Source organism: uncultured Streptococcus sp., assembly GCF_963521255.1.
Taxonomy (GTDB): Bacteria; Bacillota; Bacilli; order Lactobacillales; family Streptococcaceae; genus Streptococcus.
The window spans coordinates 132,198-148,415 of record NZ_CAUQTU010000001.1 but is presented as its reverse complement, the minus strand read 5'-3'; the positions used below and the strand labels follow the sequence as shown (position 1 = coordinate 148,415).

The 16,218-nt window shown below is 40.8% G+C and carries 11 protein-coding genes and 1 pseudogene; 7 read left to right on the top strand and 5 right to left on the bottom strand.

Going from position 1 to position 16,218, the window contains the following annotated elements; translation table 11 throughout:
* Positions 1-2 precede the first annotated feature (2 nt).
* Both RWP09_RS00695 and RWP09_RS00690 read right to left on the bottom strand, forming a co-directional pair.
* A complete protein-coding gene (locus tag RWP09_RS00695; RefSeq protein WP_314432835.1) occupies positions 3-743 on the bottom strand; it encodes an amino acid ABC transporter ATP-binding protein in 741 nt (246 codons plus the stop codon).
* Positions 743-2,308, bottom strand: a complete 1,566-nt coding sequence (locus RWP09_RS00690) for an ABC transporter substrate-binding protein/permease (protein ID WP_314432834.1) — start codon at positions 2,306-2,308, stop codon at positions 743-745. The genes RWP09_RS00695 and RWP09_RS00690 overlap by 1 nt, the downstream gene beginning before the upstream one ends.
* Before the next feature lie 137 nt (positions 2,309-2,445).
* Between RWP09_RS00690 and RWP09_RS00685 the strand changes: the two genes are divergently transcribed.
* Positions 2,446-4,335, top strand: a complete 1,890-nt coding sequence (locus RWP09_RS00685) for a DUF2207 domain-containing protein (RefSeq protein ID WP_314432833.1) — start codon at positions 2,446-2,448, stop codon at positions 4,333-4,335.
* Between the two features lie 60 nt (positions 4,336-4,395).
* Positions 4,396-5,241 (top strand): undecaprenyl-diphosphate phosphatase, encoded by an 846-nt coding sequence (locus RWP09_RS00680; protein WP_314432832.1) that lies wholly within the window; start codon positions 4,396-4,398, stop codon positions 5,239-5,241.
* A 146-nt stretch (positions 5,242-5,387) separates the two neighbouring features.
* Here RWP09_RS00680 and dinB read toward each other — a convergent pair whose 3' ends face one another.
* On the bottom strand, positions 5,388-6,449 hold the full coding sequence (gene dinB / locus RWP09_RS00675; RefSeq protein ID WP_314432831.1) for a DNA polymerase IV: 1,062 nt from the start codon (positions 6,447-6,449) through the stop codon (positions 5,388-5,390).
* Between the two features lie 238 nt (positions 6,450-6,687).
* Between dinB and pflB the strand changes: the two genes are divergently transcribed.
* On the top strand, positions 6,688-9,012 hold the full coding sequence (gene pflB, locus RWP09_RS00670; RefSeq protein WP_020901544.1) for a formate C-acetyltransferase: 2,325 nt from the start codon (positions 6,688-6,690) through the stop codon (positions 9,010-9,012).
* A 183-nt stretch (positions 9,013-9,195) separates the two neighbouring features.
* Here the strand turns inward: pflB and RWP09_RS00665 are convergent, their stop codons facing one another.
* Together RWP09_RS00665 and trkA are read right to left on the bottom strand one after the other, a co-directional pair.
* Positions 9,196-10,635 carry a TrkH family potassium uptake protein gene (locus RWP09_RS00665; RefSeq protein ID WP_314432830.1) on the bottom strand — a complete coding sequence of 480 codons (1,440 nt, stop codon included), beginning with the start codon at positions 10,633-10,635 and terminating at the stop codon, positions 9,196-9,198.
* Positions 10,636-10,638: 3 nt separating this feature from the next.
* Positions 10,639-11,988, bottom strand: coding sequence for a Trk system potassium transporter TrkA (gene trkA / locus RWP09_RS00660; RefSeq protein ID WP_261038272.1), 1,350 nt, complete (start codon positions 11,986-11,988; stop codon positions 10,639-10,641).
* A gap of 188 nt (positions 11,989-12,176) precedes the next feature.
* Here trkA and RWP09_RS00655 point away from each other — a divergent pair.
* The 4 genes and pseudogenes from RWP09_RS00655 to RWP09_RS00640 all read left to right on the top strand — a co-directional run bounded on the left by RWP09_RS00655 (position 12,177) and on the right by RWP09_RS00640 (position 15,978).
* A pseudogene (locus RWP09_RS00655) lies at positions 12,177-12,636 on the top strand (SAM-dependent chlorinase/fluorinase).
* Between the two features lie 15 nt (positions 12,637-12,651).
* The gene (locus RWP09_RS00650) at positions 12,652-13,197 is read left to right on the top strand and encodes an ECF-type riboflavin transporter substrate-binding protein (protein ID WP_314432829.1); all 546 of its coding nucleotides are present in this window, start codon (positions 12,652-12,654) and stop codon (positions 13,195-13,197) included.
* 283 nt (positions 13,198-13,480) lie between these two features.
* Complete coding sequence (locus RWP09_RS00645; RefSeq protein WP_314433465.1) at positions 13,481-15,163, top strand: ABC transporter ATP-binding protein; 1,683 nt, start codon at positions 13,481-13,483, stop codon at positions 15,161-15,163.
* The gene (locus RWP09_RS00640) at positions 15,148-15,978 is read left to right on the top strand and encodes an energy-coupling factor transporter transmembrane component T (protein WP_314432828.1); all 831 of its coding nucleotides are present in this window, start codon (positions 15,148-15,150) and stop codon (positions 15,976-15,978) included. The genes RWP09_RS00645 and RWP09_RS00640 overlap by 16 nt, the downstream gene beginning before the upstream one ends.
* Positions 15,979-16,218: the final 240 nt, after the last annotated feature.

The following is a 16,218-nucleotide window of genomic DNA, read 5'->3' as shown; positions in this document are numbered from 1 at the left end:
TTTTATTTGAGATAACGTTGAAGGAATTCTTTTGTTCGGTCTTCTTTAGGATTGGTGAAGAGATCTTCTGGTTTGCCTTCTTCAGCAATCACACCCTTATCCATAAAGATAACACGGTGAGAGACATCACGGGCGAATTCCATTTCATGGGTTACGACAATCATAGTCAAGCCTTCCTGAGCCAGATCTTGCATGATTTTGAGGACCTCTCCAACCATTTCTGGATCGAGAGCTGATGTTGGTTCATCAAAGAGAATGGCGTCCGGATTCATTGAAAGGGCACGAGCGATGGCCACACGTTGTTTTTGACCTCCTGAGAGTTGTTTTGGTTTGGCTTGCCAGTAGCGTTCTCCCATGCCGACCTTTTCCAAGTTTTCTTTGGCAATCTTTTCAGCTTCTGTACGTTCGCGTTTAAGGACGGTTGTCTGAGCGACAATTGTGTTTTCAAGTACGTTAAGATTTTCAAAGAGGTTAAAGGATTGGAACACCATTCCCAACTTTTCTCGGTATTGCGTGAGGTCGTAGCCTTTTTCGAGGACGTTTTGTCCATGATAAAGGATTTGTCCATCAGTTGGCGTTTCAAGTAGGTTAATGGAGCGTAGGAAGGTTGATTTTCCGCTTCCAGAGCTTCCGATGATAGAGATAACTTCACCCTTGTGGACAGTGAGTGAAATGTCTTTTAACACTTCGTTTTGGCCATAGGATTTTTTGAGGTGTTTAATTTCAAGGATTGTTTGGGTCATTATTTCAAATCCTCCGTTTGCATTTGGTTAGCACCTGTAGTATAGGTATCCATGTCCATTCGGTGTTCGACGAAGCGTAGGATACGTGTTACGGTGAAGGTGAGGACAAAGTAAATCACGGCGATGATTGTAAATGTCTGGAAGTATTGATAAGTTTGTGTTGCCACGGTATTTCCTGAGAAATAAAGTTCGACAACAGAGATAACGTTCAATACAGATGTATCTTTGATATTGATGACAAATTCATTACCAGTCGCTGGTAGGATGTTACGGACAACCTGAGGTAGGACAATCTTACGCATGGTTTGGTTATGAGTCATACCAAGAGCAGTCGCAGCTTCAAATTGTCCCTTGTCAACTGCTAGGATACCACCACGAACAATTTCAGTCATGTAGGCACCGGTGTTGATCGAAACGATGAAGATAGCAGCCAGTGTACGGTCAAGGTTGATACCGAAAGCTTGGGCAGTTCCATAGTAGATAACCATCGATTGAACGATCATTGGCGTACCACGGAAAATTTCAATGTAGACATTGAGGATCCAGCCGACTAGTTTTTGTAGGCTGTAAATGGCTTTGTTTTCAGATAGAGGAGCAGTACGGAAGACACCAATGGCAAGTCCAATAATGAGACCTGTGATGGTTCCGATGATAGAGATTAAAAGAGTGATACCAGCACCACGCAAGAGTTGTTGCCAGTTTTCAGAAAGAATTTTAGCGACTTGGCTAAAGAAACTACTGCTAGTCTCTTCAGTTGTTGTAGCTTCGGCAGGTTGTTCCTTGATCATACGATCCATCAAGGCAACTTGGTCGTCTTTTGAAATGGTTTCAATGCTGGCATTGATTTGGCTAATACGATTGTCATTTTTACGAAGTCCAATGGCGATAGCTGTATCTTCTTCCCCAGTTTTGAAACCTGGTTCTACTTGGACCATCTTGAACTTAGAGTTCGCAACTTCAGCGGTCAGAGCTTCAGGGCGTTCAGAAACATAGGCATCGATGACACCAGCCTCAAGAGCTTGACGCATTTGAGCGAAGTCTCCCATGGCTGTTTCTTTTTTAGCACCTGGGATTTGTGCAATCAAGTCGTAAAGGTAAACACCTTGTTGAGAAGTGATTTTTGCACCGTTAAAGTCATTCAAAGATTTAGCATTTGAATAAGTAGAATCTTTTTTGACAAGTAGAACTGGTTCGCTAGTGTAGTAACTGCTTGAAAAAGCAATTTCTTGTTTACGCTCGGCAGTAGGACTCATACCTGCGATAATCATGTCAATCTTACCAGAAGTAAGGGCAGGGACTAGACCTTCCCACTTGGTTTTAACAACCAAAGGTTCTTTACCTAAGTCCTTGGCGACTTTCTTGGCAATTTGGACATCGTATCCATTGGCGTACTGGTTGGTTCCATCGATTTTGACAGCTCCATTGCTATCATCATCCTGGGTCCAGTTAAAGGGGGCATATGCTGCTTCCATCCCAATGCGTAAATATTCATCGGCTTGGGCAACATTGACAAGTCCTAGCATCAGTAAGAGACTTGTGAAAATAGATAAGTATATTTTTCTCATGATTTCTCCTATTCTAATCTATTAAAAAATAACTGTCTCCTATTTTATCGAAAAAAACTCTATTTTTCAATATAGGTAAGCCCTTACTTATGAAAAAATGATATAATGATAGCAAAGATAAAAAGGGGGCTTAGTTGATGAAAAAAACTTTTTTCTTACTAGTGTTAGGCTTGTTTTGCCTTCTGCCATTCTCTGTTTTTGCCATTGATTTCAAGATAAACTCTTATCAAGGGGATTTGTATATTCATACAGACAATACAGCAGAATTTAGACAGAAGATAGTTTACCAGTTTGAGGAGGACTTTAAGGGCCAAATCGTGGGACTTGGACGTGCTGGCAAGATGCCTAGCGGATTCGACATTGATCCTCATCCAAAGGTTCAGGCTGCGAAAAATGGTGCTGAACTGACAGATGTTACGAGCGAAGTGATAGAAGGAGCAGATGGTTATACTGTTAAAGTTTATAATCCAGGTCAAGATGGCGACACAGTTGAAGTTGAGCTTACATGGAACTTAAAAAATTTGCTTTTCCTTTATGATGATATCGCTGAATTAAATTGGCAGCCTCTGACAGATAGTTCAGGAGCTATTGGAAAGTTTGAATTTCATGTAAGGGGAGATAAGGGGGCTGAAAAACTCTTTTTCCATACAGGTAAACTTTTTAGAGAGGGAACGGTTGAAAAGAGTAACCTTGATTATACTATTCGTTTGGACAATCTTCCGCCTAAGCGTGGAGTTGAATTGCATGCCTACTGGCCTCGGACCGATTTTACTAGCGCTAGAGATCAGGGATTGAAAGGGAATCGTTTAGAAGAGTTTAATAAGATAGAAGACTCAATTGTTAGAGAAAAAGATCAGAGTAAACAACTCGTTACTTGGGTCTTCCCTTCGATACTTTCTATCTCCTTGTTACTGAGCGTCTGCTTCTATTTTATTTATAGAAGAAAGACCACTCCTTCCGTCAAATATGCCAAAAATCATCGTCTCTATGAACCGCCAATGGAATTAGAGCCTATGGTATTATCAGAGGCTGTCTACTCGACCTCCTTGGAGGAAGTGAGTCCCTTGGTCAAGGGAACTGGAAAATTTACCTTTGACCAACTTATTCAAGCTACCTTGCTAGATGTGATAGACCGTGGGAATGTCTCTATCATTTCAGAAGGAGATGCAGTTGGTTTGAGGCTAGTAAAAGAAGATGGTTTGTCAAGCTTTGAGAAAGACTGTCTAAATCTGGCTTTTTCAGGCAAAAAAGAAGAAACTCTTTCCAATTTGTTTGCGGATTACAAGGTATCTGATAGTCTTTATCGTAGAGCAAAAGTCTCTGATGAAAAACGGATTCAAGCAAAGGGGCGTCAGCTCAAATCTTCTTTTGAAGAAGTATTGAACCAGATGCAAGAAGGAGTGAGAAGTCGAGTTTCCTTCTGGGGGCTCCCAGATTATTATCGTCCTTTAACTGGTGGGGAAAAGGCCTTACAAGTAGGTATGGGTGTCTTGACTATCTTGCCCCTATTTATCGGATTTGGTTTGTTCTTGTACAGTTTGGATGTTTATGGCTATCTTTACCTCCTCTTGCCAATACTTGGTTTTCTAGGTTTGGTTTTAGCTGTTTTCTATTATTGGAAGCTTCGACTAGATAATCGTGATGGCGTCCTAAATGAAGCAGGGGCAGAAGTCTACTATCTCTGGACCAGTTTTGAAAATATGTTGCGTGAGATTGCACGATTGGATCAGGCTGAGCTGGAAAGTATTGTGGTCTGGAATCGCCTCTTGGTCTATGCGACCTTATTTGGCTATGCGGACAAGGTCAGTCATTTGATGAAGGTTCATCACATCCAAGTAGAAAATCCAGATATCAACCTCTATGTAGCTTATGGCTGGCACAGTATGTTTTATCATTCAAGCGCGCAAATGAGCCATTATGCTAGTGTCGCAAATACAGCAAGTACCTACTCCGTATCTTCTGGAAGTGGAAGTTCTGGAGGTGGCTTCTCAGGAGGCGGAGGTGGCGGCAGTATCGGAGCCTTTTAAAGAGAACTGCCATAGACTGAAAAAGTATGCTATAATGGAAGATAGAAAAAGGAGTAATCTATGTATCTTATTGAAATTTTAAAATCTATCTTCTTCGGGATTGTTGAAGGAATTACGGAATGGTTGCCGATCTCTAGTACAGGTCACTTGATTCTAGTAGAGGAATTTATCCAATACCAAAATCAGAATGAAGCCTTTATGTCCATGTTTAATGTTGTAATTCAGCTTGGAGCGATTTTGGCGGTTATGGTCATTTACTTTAACAAGCTCAATCCTTTCAAACCGACTAAAGACAAGCAGGAAGTTCGTAAGACTTGGAGACTATGGTTGAAGGTCTTGATTGCGACTTTGCCTTTGCTTGCTGTCTTTAAGTTTGATGATTGGTTTGATACCCACTTCCATAACATGGTTTCAGTTGCTCTCATGTTGATTATTTATGGGATTGCCTTTATCTATTTGGAAAAGCGCAATAAAGCGCGTGCTATCGAGCCAAGTGTAACAGAGTTGGACAAGCTTCCTTATACGACCGCTTTCTATATCGGACTCTTCCAAGTTCTTGCCCTTTTACCAGGAACCAGTCGTTCTGGAGCAACGATTGTCGGCGGTTTATTGAATGGAACCAGTCGTTCTGTTGTGACAGAATTTACCTTCTATCTTGGAATTCCAGTTATGTTTGGAGCTAGTGCCTTAAAGATTTTCAAATTTGTGAAAGCAGGACAGCTCTTGAGCTTTGGGCAATTGTTCTTGCTCTTGGTTGCGATGGGAGTCGCCTTTGCAGTCAGCATGGTGGCTATTCGCTTCTTGACAAGCTATGTGAAAAAACACGACTTCACTCTTTTCGGTAAATACCGTATCGTGCTTGGTAGTATCTTATTGCTTTATAGCTTTGTTCGTTTATTTGTATAAGAAAAACCTTGAAGAGTCAGCTCTTCAAGGTTTTATACTCTTCGAAAATCAAAGAGCAAACTAGGAAGCTAGCCGCAGGTTGCTCAAAACACTGTTTTGAGGTTGCAGATAGAGCTGACGTGGTTTGAAGAGATTTTCGAAGAGTATTAAAATCCAGTCACGGTAATCCCCAACAGGCGGACACCTCTTTCTTTCTCGCTTAATTCTTCATAGAGTTGTAGGGCGATTTGGCCTATCTGACTAGCATCCTGTGTTTTTTGAGAAAGACTTTTTCGTTTAGTGAGAGTTGAAAAGTCCTCGTAGCGGATTTTCAGAATGACAATTTTTCCAGTTTTCTCTTGTTGATTGAGATTGAGAGCGACTCTTTCTGATAGGAGAGTCAGCTCTTTTTTGATGTCTTCTTCAGCACGGAGAATCTTTCCATAGGTTTTCTCCTTCCCGATTGACTTACGGATGCGATTGGATTTGACTGGGGAATTATGAATACCACGAGCCTTTCTATAAAGGTCATAACCCAGTCTACCAAAACGGTCTATCAGAGTCACTTCAGGAACTTCAAGTAGGTCAGCGCCAGTAAAAACACCCATTTGATGCAGACGTTCCACAGTCTTTTTTCCTACTCCATGAAACTTGGAAATATCCATTTGTTTGAGAAAATCCTCAGCTTGGTCAGGTAGAATCACTGTCAGACCATGTGGTTTTTGATAATCGCTAGCCATTTTAGCTAAGAATTTGTTGTAAGAAACGCCAGCAGAAGCAGTCAGGTGTAGTTCCTGCCAGATATCCTCTTGAATGAGACGAGCGATTTTGACAGCTGACTTGATACCTAGTTTATTTTCTGTCACGTCTAAATAAGCTTCGTCAATGCTCATAGGTTCTATCAAATCTGTATAGCGCTTAAAGATAGCTCGAATTTGGAATCCCACAGTCTTGTATTTCTCATAATTCCCTGAGATGAAGACGGCCTGTGGACATCGTTCATAAGCTTCCTTGGAACTCATGGCAGAATGGACACCAAAAGCTCGTGCCTCATAGCTACAGGTAGCAACGACTCCCCGTCCACCTGTTTGCCGAGGGTCGCTTCCGATAATGACAGGTTTTCCTCTGAGTTTAGGATTATCTCTGATTTCCACGGCAGCAAAAAAGGCATCCATGTCAATATGGATGATTTTTCTTGACAGATCATTTAACAAAGGGAAAATCAACATGCCTAGCACCTTTTTACTGCTTATTTTCTTTTATTATATCCTTTTTTCTGAAAAAAAGAAAAAAAGACTTTATTTTTTTCAAAAATATAATACAGTTTGACATAGAGAACAGTCTGTGTTAGAAAAGAAAGTGTAAAAATAAGGAACTTTCGCTTGTTGAAATCGGTTACTGTATGGTATACTGGTTTCATAAATGTAACAGATGACTGTTACTAGAAAGAAAACAGAGGACATTAACATGGTTGTTAAAACAGTTGTTGAAGCACAAGATATTTTTGACAAAGCTTGGGAAGGCTTCAAAGGCGTAGATTGGAAAGAAAAAGCAAGTGTATCACGCTTCGTACAAGCTAACTACACACCTTACGATGGAGATGAAAGCTTCCTTGCAGGGCCAACAGAACGTTCACTTCACATCAAAAAAATTGTAGAAGAAACTAAGGCTCACTACGAAGAAACTCGTTTCCCAATGGACACTCGTCCAACATCTATCGCTGATATCCCAGCAGGATTTATCGATAAAGAAAACGAAGTTATCTTCGGTATCCAAAACGATGAACTCTTCAAATTGAACTTCATGCCAAAAGGTGGTATCCGTATGGCTGAAACTACTTTGAAAGAAAATGGATACGAACCAGACCCAGCTGTTCACGAAATCTTCACTAAATACGTAACAACAGTTAACGACGGTATCTTCCGTGCTTACACTTCAAACATTCGTCGCGCTCGTCACGCTCACACTGTAACTGGTCTTCCAGATGCATACTCACGCGGACGTATCATCGGTGTTTATGCACGTCTTGCTCTTTACGGTGCAGACTACTTGATGCAAGAAAAAGTAAACGACTGGAACGCAATCGAAGAAATCGATGAAGAAACAATCCGTCTTCGTGAAGAAATCAACCTTCAATATCAAGCATTGCAACAAGTTGTTCGCTTGGGTGACCTTTACGGAGTTGACGTTCGCAAACCAGCGATGAACGTTAAAGAAGCTATCCAATGGGTTAACATCGCCTTCATGTCTGTCTGCCGTGTTATCAACGGTGCTGCTACATCTCTAGGTCGTGTGCCAATCGTATTGGACATCTTTGCAGAACGTGACCTTGCTCGTGGTACATTTACTGAATCAGAAATCCAAGAATTCGTTGATGATTTCGTTATGAAACTTCGTACAGTTAAATTTGCTCGTACAAAAGCTTACGACCAATTGTACTCAGGTGACCCAACTTTCATCACAACTTCTATGGCTGGTATGGGTAACGACGGTCGTCACCGTGTTACTAAGATGGACTACCGTTTCTTGAACACTCTTGACAACATCGGTAACTCACCAGAACCAAACTTGACAGTTCTTTGGACTGACAAATTGCCATACAACTTCCGTCGCTACTGTATGCACATGAGCCACAAACACTCTTCTATCCAATATGAAGGTGTAACAACAATGGCTAAAGACGGATATGGTGAAATGAGCTGTATCTCATGCTGTGTGTCTCCACTTGACCCAGAAAATGAAGAACAACGCCATAACATCCAGTACTTCGGTGCGCGTGTAAACGTATTGAAAGCCCTTCTTACTGGTTTGAACGGTGGTTACGATGATGTTCACAAAGACTACAAAGTATTTGACATCGAACCAATCCGTGACGAAGTTCTTGAATTCGAATCAGTTAAAGAAAACTTTGAAAAATCTCTTGACTGGTTGACTGATACTTACGTAGATGCTTTGAACATCATCCACTACATGACTGATAAGTACAACTACGAAGCTGTTCAAATGGCCTTCTTGCCAACTAAACAACGTGCGAACATGGGATTCGGTATCTGTGGATTTGCTAACACTGTTGATACATTATCAGCTATCAAATACGCTACAGTTAAACCAATCCGTGATGAAAATGGCTATATCTACGATTACGAAACAATCGGTGAATACCCACGTTGGGGTGAAGATGATCCTCGTTCAAACGAATTGGCAGAATGGTTGATTGAGGCTTACACAACTCGTCTACGTAGCCACAAACTTTACAAAGACGCAGAAGCTACAGTTTCACTTTTGACTATCACATCTAACGTTGCTTACTCTAAACAAACTGGTAACTCACCAGTCCACAAAGGTGTATACCTCAACGAAGATGGTTCTGTGAACTTGTCTAAACTTGAATTCTTCTCACCAGGTGCTAACCCATCTAATAAAGCTAAAGGTGGATGGTTGCAAAACTTGAACTCACTTTCTAGCCTTGACTTTAGTTATGCAGCTGATGGTATCTCATTGACTACACAAGTATCACCTCGCGCTCTTGGTAAGACTCGTGATGAACAAGTTGATAACTTGGTAACAATCCTTGATGGTTACTTTGAAAACGGTGGACAACACGTTAACTTGAACGTTATGGACTTGAACGATGTTTACGAAAAGATCATGTCAGGCGAAGACGTTATCGTACGTATCTCTGGATACTGTGTAAACACTAAATACCTCACTCCAGAACAAAAAACTGAATTGACACAACGTGTCTTCCACGAAGTTCTTTCAATGGATGATGCCTTGGACGCATTGAGCTAATCAAGTTCTTGAATAATGAAATAAGGAACCCTCGGTCAGTTGACTGAGGGTTGTTTTTTGGCTCTTATACTCTGACAAAATTTCTTCAAACCACGGCAGTTTTATCTGCTGACTTAAAGCAGTGTTTTGAGAACTCTGAAATAAAAACACCACACTTTGTAAGAAACAAGGTGTGGTTGTATTTTATCTCTTAGACCAAGTCCTCTTCATAAAGAGAAGTAGGATTGGGTAAATCTCCAAGCGACCTGCAATCATTGCAAAGGAGAGGAGAATTTTTGAGATAGGACTAAAGATTGAGAAACTAGAAGTGGTTCCTAGAATAGGTCCTATATTATTGAAACAGCTAAAGACAGCACTGGCCACAACCAGAAAATCATTGCTATCTAGGCTGACAATAAAGATAAGCGCTAGTAAAATCATAGCATAGATGACAAAGTACTTGAGAATCTTATGTTGGGTATCTTTGTCAATCACCGTTTTATTAACATGGAGGGTCAAAACACGGTGGGGTGATAGAATTGACAAAATCTGATTTTTAGCAATTTTTGAAAGGATGAGGCCTCGAATAACCTTGAGTCCACCTGCGGTTGAACCAGCAGAACCACCGATTGCCATGAGGAAGAGAAGGATAAACTGGGAGAAGAGGGGCCAGTTGGTAATATCTCCGTAACCAAAACCAGTCGTTGTAATGATATTGGAAACCTGGAAAAAGGCCATTTCAAAGCTCTTGGAAAATCCTGGGTAGAGATAGAGGGTATTAAGGCTAATCAAGCCTGTAGAAACCAGCACGATGACCAAGTAAGCACGAAGTTCTTCGTCACCAAAGAAGGCTTTGACGCGACGGAGCATGAGGTAGTAGTAGAGATTGAAATTTACCCCAAAAACCAAAACTCCTATACTAACCAGATAGGTAATCAGTGAGCTACCATAGTGGGCGATTCCATCGTTATAGACTGTAAAACCTCCTGTACCTGCTGTTCCCATGGCAATGACAAAACTATCAAATAGGGGCATGCCAGCCAGATAATAGATGATGACAAAGAGGGAGAAGAGAGCTAGATAAAGGAGATAGAGAATCTGGGCAGTGTTTTTTAGTTTGGATACAACCTTACCAAAAACAGGACCAGGAACCTCAGCCTTCATTACTTCTAGGTGGCTATTTTTGGCATTATCCATAATAGCAAGTGCAAAAACAAGCACTCCCATCCCTCCAATCAAGTGGGTAAAACTTCGCCAGAAGAGGAGGGAATGACTGAGAACCGAAACGTCGTTCAGAATAGTTGCTCCAGTAGTTGTAAAGCCAGAACTGATTTCAAAAAAGGCATCGATAAGGCTGGGAATTTGCCCAGCAAAAACAAAGGGGAGACCGCCAAAGAAAGACCAAAGGATCCAACAGAGGGCCACAATCAAGATTCCCTCCTTGGCATAAATCCGTTGATTTTTTGGTTTTTGTAAAATTCCTGAGCCACCTAGTAATACGAGAATCCCAATCGTTGTAAAGAGGGATGTAAAAACTTGACTCGATTCATGGTAGTAGATGGCAATCGCAACAGGAACCAAGAGGAGAACAGCTTCAATCAAAAGTAACTTTGAAAGGAGGTAACGAATCATACTTTTATTCATCTCTTACCTCGCGATCAAATCATAAATCTTGGTGATGTTTGGCAACAAGGTTGTTACTAGGAGCTTGTCTCCGACTTCAAGCATATCCTCCCCTGTAGGGAAAATAGTCTTGCCCTTTCGAATGATGGCTGCAATAAGAACTCCTTTTTTCAATTTGAGTTGAGAAAGTGGTTTGGCAGTCATTTTATTGGCTTCCTTGATATGGAATTGTAGGGTTTCGATTTGGCCATTGGCTAGATGGTGCATGGCTTGAAGGTCTGAATACTGAGCATTAACCCGACCACGAATGAAGTGCATAATCGTATCTACAGCGATGCTTTTAGGTGTGATGATACTTGAAAAATCAGGCGCATTGATAATCTCGAGGAGACTGGTACGATTGACCTTAGTAATATTTTTCTGTACACCTACCCTGTCAAGGAACATAGAGGTAATAAGATTTTCCTCATCGACCCCTGTTAGAGTCGCAACGGCATCATAGTTTTGAGCACTTTCTTCCAGCAGGATATCTTTTGCGGTACCATCTCCTTGAACGATGTAGAGGTTTGGGAATTTCTCGCTAAAGAAGCTAGCAATTTCAGGATTGATTTCAATAACCTTGGTATCAATACGACTGTCTTTGAGGATACCTAGTAGATAATAGGCAATTCTACCAGCTCCAACAATAAGAAGGCTCTTTACGGCACGAGACTTGAAATAATTATGGAAGAGCATCATGTCAACACGGTTACCAGTGACAAAGATTCTATCTTTATCCTGTACAGTCATGTCACCGCTTGGAATGATAATTTGATGATCCCTTTCTATCGCACAGACAATGACATTGCCAAATTTTTTCCGAAAATCAGAAATGGGCATTTGGCAAAGACCGCTAGTGGATTTGACGACAAATTCCATGAGGCTAACGCGTCCACCAAAGAAACGTTCGACAGAGAGGGCGTTGGGGAAGTCAATGATATTGGCGATAGCGCGGGCAGCCAAGAGCTCAGGGTTAACGATAAGAGAAAAACCGAGAATATTCTTTTCCTTGAAATAAGAGTTAGAATATTCAGGGTTCCGCACCCGAACGATGGTCTCTTTAGCTCCCATTTTTTTGGCTAGAACGGCTGCAATCATGTTGACTTCATCGTATTCAGTCAGAGCGATAAAGATATCACAATCCTGGACACTGGCTTGCTCAAGGATGGTAAAATCGGCCCCGTTACCAAGGATACCCATGATATCAAAGCGATTGACAATATGATTGAGGACAGCTTCGTCTTGCTCAATCAGCAAAACATCATGCTTTTCTGCAACCAAGGAGCGACAGAGGGCAAAACCAACTTTTCCCCCTCCGACAAGGATAATTTTCATAATAAAACCTACTTTTTCATGATGTAACTATCATACCTTTTTTCAAGAAAAAATGCACCTACTAGCTAATCACCAGAGTTTTTAGTAGGAAATTTGCTATAAGGTAAAACTATACCCTAATCAATTGAAATAGCTATTAGCACCTTTCTCTGAAATATGGTATGATAAAGGATATACAAGGAGATAAAATGAATAATAATTTACTGGTATTACAATCAGACTTTGGTCTGGTTGATGGTGCGGTATCGGCTATGATTGGAGTGGCTTTAGAAGAATCTCCAACCTTAAAAATTCATCACTTGACGCACGATATCACTCCTTATAATATTTTTGAGGGGAGCTATTGATATTCTAGATGTGCGTTTTGGTTTGCTTTGGACCTCTATCACGCGAGAAGAATTTTACAAGCTGGAACCAGACTTTGGTGACCGTTTTGAAGTGACTATCTATCATGCATATATGCTGGTCTATCAAAATCAGGTTATTTATGGCAAATCATTTGCAGATGTGAGAACTGGGCAACCCATCCTTTACATCAACTCCCTCTATCGTTTAGGTCTGCCTATCAACCAAGGTTCCTTTGCCAAGGCTTATAATGTGGGCGTCGGTTCATCTTGGACCATTGAAATAAAGAAAATAGAATCATAAAATAGGAGAATATAGATGAAAAATCAATCAATTAAACAAGTTGTTGCTATCGGTGTTGGAGCTGCGCTCTTTGTTGTTATCGGAATGATCAGCATTCCGACCCCTGTTCCAAATACAAGCATCCAGCTTCAGTATGCGGTACAGAGCCTCTTGTCTATCATTTTTGGCCCTCTAGTGGGATTACTTGTTGGTTTAGTAGGACATGCTATTAAGGATTCCATTGCAGGTTACGGTCTTTGGTGGACTTGGATTATTGCTAGTGGTCTCTTTGGTCTAGCTGTAGGTCTCTTTAGAAAATACATTCGAGTAACACAGGGTGTTTTTGAATTGAAGGATATTGTTTTCTTTAACCTCATTCAGATTGTTGCAAATGCCCTTGTTTGGGGTGTCTTGGCACCACTTGGAGATGTTGTGATTTATCAAGAAGCAGCTGAAAAAGTATTTGCCCAAGGGATTGTTGCAGGTATTGCTAACGCTGTAACTGTAGCTATCGCAGGTACCCTTCTTTTGATAGCTTATTCACGTACACAGACTCGTTCAGGAAGTTTGAAAAAGGATTAACATAAAGGAAAAGGCTGGGTAACCAGTCTTTTTCGATGTTTATTGATTAATTAGGCAAGCAAGCTAGGCTAGGCCTCTTTTTGACGCTAAGATTTTATGAGAAGAGACTGCAAGAAGGGGTAGATTTATGATAAAATAGAAGTCTAATACTCTGCGAAAATCTCTTCAAACCGCGGCAGCTCTATCTGCAACCTCAAAACAGTGTTTTGAGCAACCTACGGCTAACTTCCTGGTTTGCTCTTTGATTTTCATTGAGTAGAAGAAACGAATGAAGAGACATGAAATGAAAGAAGCTATAATTGAGTGGAAGAATTTCTCTTTCCAGTATGAAACGCAACAAGAACCGACCTTGCAAGGGATGGACTTGACCATTTACAAGGGAGAGAAAGTCTTAATTGTTGGGCCATCTGGGTCAGGCAAGTCTACCTTGGGTCAGTGTTTGAATGGGATTATTCCCAATATTTACAAGGGGCAGATGTCTGGAGAATTTTTGATCAAAGGGCAAGCAGCCTTTGATATGAGCATCTACGATAAATCTCATCTGGTTAGCACGGTTTTGCAGGATACAGATGGGCAGTTTATCGGTTTGTCCGTGGCAGAGGATTTGGCTTTTGCTCTGGAAAATGATGTAACAGCTCTAGATGACATGAAAAGTCGTGTTCATAAATGGGCTGAAAAGCTAGACCTTCTTTCTTTACTGAATCAGCGTCCTCAGGATTTGTCTGGTGGACAAAAGCAGCGAGTTAGTCTAGCTGGTGTCTTGATTGATGAAAGTCCGATTCTCTTGTTTGATGAGCCACTCGCTAATCTGGATCCCAAGTCAGGTCAGGATATTATCGAATTGATTGATCAGATTCACAAGGAGGAGGGAACGACGACTCTGATTATCGAGCACCGTTTGGAGGATGTTCTGCATCGCCCTGTGGATCGGATTGTCTTGATAAACGATGGTCGTATCCTATTTAATGGTGGACCTGACCAGCTACTGGCGACTGATTTATTGACTCAAAATGGAATCCGAGAACCCCTTTATCTAACAACTTTACGTCAATTGGGTGTGGATTTAAAGGAGGAAGAATCGTTAGCGAATTTGGATGAATTATCTATCTCAAAAGGTCAGGTTCAGTTGCGGACGGAACTGGTAAAAGAAACACCAGAATTGCAGTCACTCTTTAAATTAGAGGACGTGTCGTTTTCTTATGATGATAGACCGATTTTAAAATCCATTCAGTTAGATATTAAAAAGGGTGAAAAGATTGCCATTGTCGGGAAAAATGGAGTAGGGAAGTCAACTCTAGCCAAGGCCTTAAGTAGCTTTATCCAGACGGAAGGTCGCTACCTTTGGGAAGGCCAGGATATAAAAGGAGATTCTGTTGCAGAGCGGGCGGAACGAGTAGGCTATGTACTGCAAAATCCCAATCAAATGATTTCAAGCAATATGATTTTTGATGAGGTGGCTCTGGGACTTCGTTTAAGAGGTATAGACGAGCAGGAAATTGAAACGAGAGTCTATGAAACCTTGAAAATCTGTGGTCTCTATGAATTCCGTAATTGGCCTATTTCTGCCCTGTCATTTGGTCAGAAAAAACGTGTTACTATTGCTTCAATTTTGGTCTTGGGGGCTGAAATTATCCTCTTAGATGAACCGACTGCGGGTCAAGACCAGAAGAACTATACTGAGATTATGGAATTTCTCGAAGAACTGCATCAAAAAGGACATACCATTGTCATGATTACTCATGATATGCAATTGATGCTGGATTATTCAGACCGAGCTCTTGTCATGGTGGATGGGGAGCTGATTGCCGATACCGATCCAGCTAGTCTGTTGAGCAATCCTGAGCTGTTAGTAAAAGCCAATCTAAAAGAAACTTCAATCTTCAACTTGGCTAAAAAACTAGACGTGGATCCACTTGCTTTAACGGCATTTTACAAAGAAAGGAGAGAAGGATGCAAGCAAAATTAATTGGTTACCAGCATAGAGATACTGTGATTCATCGCTTGTCAGGAGCTGGGAAACTCCTCTTTTTCATTCTCGTGTCATTGGCTGCCATGATTAGCTATGATACCAGACTGCTTGTTCTGATTGCCATCTTTTCGGTCTTTCTCCTCTATTTGTCAGAAATCCATTTTAAAGATGTTTCCTTTGTAGCCGTTTTTGCGACGGTATTTGCCGTTTTAAACGTCTTGATGGTCTATCTTTTTTCTCCCGAGTATGGGGTTGGACTTTACGGAGAGAGAAATGTGATTTGGCAGGGAATCGGTGCCTACACTCTGACCAGTCAAGAACTCTTTTATCTGCTAAATCTGGCCATTAAGTACCTTTGCACCATTCCTCTGGCTATTATCTTTTTGATGACAACCCACCCTAGTCAGTTTGCTTCCAGTTTAAATCAAATTAGTGTACCTTACAAGATTGCCTATTCAGTCAGCCTGACTTTGCGCTATATTCCAGATTTGCAGGAAGAATTCTTTACTATCAAGATGTCGCAGGAAGCACGTGGGATGGAATTATCCAAGAAAGCTTCTCTTATGAAACGAATCAAAGGGAATCTGCGCATTATCACTCCCTTGATTTTCAGTTCCTTGGAACGCATTGATACCATTGCGACCGCCATGGAGCTTCGACGCTTTGGGAAAGAGAAAAAACGCACTTGGTATAGTTATCAGGCATTGAAAAAAGGAGACTATCTTACCTTGTTCTTGGCAGCCTTGTTTTTAGTAGCTAGTTTACTACTTATCTTGCAGAATCAGGGACGATTTTACAACCCTTGGAAATAGTATTGTCAAAGTTTTCATTAGATAAGTAAAGAGAAATTATTCTATAACTTTTTATTGATAGATTGTATGAGAAATAAAGTTAATAATTGTATGCTTGAAACTTTTTGACAAAATATGAATTAGTTTGTATACTTTATAGTAGAATTTACACTACAAAATTAAAGTTATTCAAGTATAATCATTTTCAACTAAGTTCAGTGTCATAATGTAGAGACGATATAAAATAGTAAAAGTATTTAA

Excerpts from the sequence above, each read along its gene's own strand:
- RWP09_RS00690 (WP_314432834.1), bottom strand. The coding sequence starts at position 2,308 with ATGAGAAAAATATACTTATCTATTTTCACAAGTCTCTTACTGATGCTA.
- RWP09_RS00645 (WP_314433465.1), top strand. The coding sequence starts at position 13,481 with ATGAAAGAAGCTATAATTGAGTGGAAGAATTTCTCTTTCCAGTATGAA.
- trkA (WP_261038272.1), bottom strand. The coding sequence starts at position 11,988 with ATGAAAATTATCCTTGTCGGAGGGGGAAAAGTTGGTTTTGCCCTCTGT.
- RWP09_RS00685 (WP_314432833.1), top strand. The coding sequence starts at position 2,446 with ATGAAAAAAACTTTTTTCTTACTAGTGTTAGGCTTGTTTTGCCTTCTG.
- RWP09_RS00650 (WP_314432829.1), top strand. The coding sequence starts at position 12,652 with ATGAAAAATCAATCAATTAAACAAGTTGTTGCTATCGGTGTTGGAGCT.
- RWP09_RS00695 (WP_314432835.1), bottom strand. The coding sequence starts at position 743 with ATGACCCAAACAATCCTTGAAATTAAACACCTCAAAAAATCCTATGGC.
- RWP09_RS00680 (WP_314432832.1), top strand. The coding sequence starts at position 4,396 with ATGTATCTTATTGAAATTTTAAAATCTATCTTCTTCGGGATTGTTGAA.
- RWP09_RS00665 (WP_314432830.1), bottom strand. The coding sequence starts at position 10,635 with ATGAATAAAAGTATGATTCGTTACCTCCTTTCAAAGTTACTTTTGATT.
- pflB (WP_020901544.1), top strand. The coding sequence starts at position 6,688 with ATGGTTGTTAAAACAGTTGTTGAAGCACAAGATATTTTTGACAAAGCT.
- dinB (WP_314432831.1), bottom strand. The coding sequence starts at position 6,449 with ATGTTGATTTTCCCTTTGTTAAATGATCTGTCAAGAAAAATCATCCAT.
- RWP09_RS00640 (WP_314432828.1), top strand. The coding sequence starts at position 15,148 with ATGCAAGCAAAATTAATTGGTTACCAGCATAGAGATACTGTGATTCAT.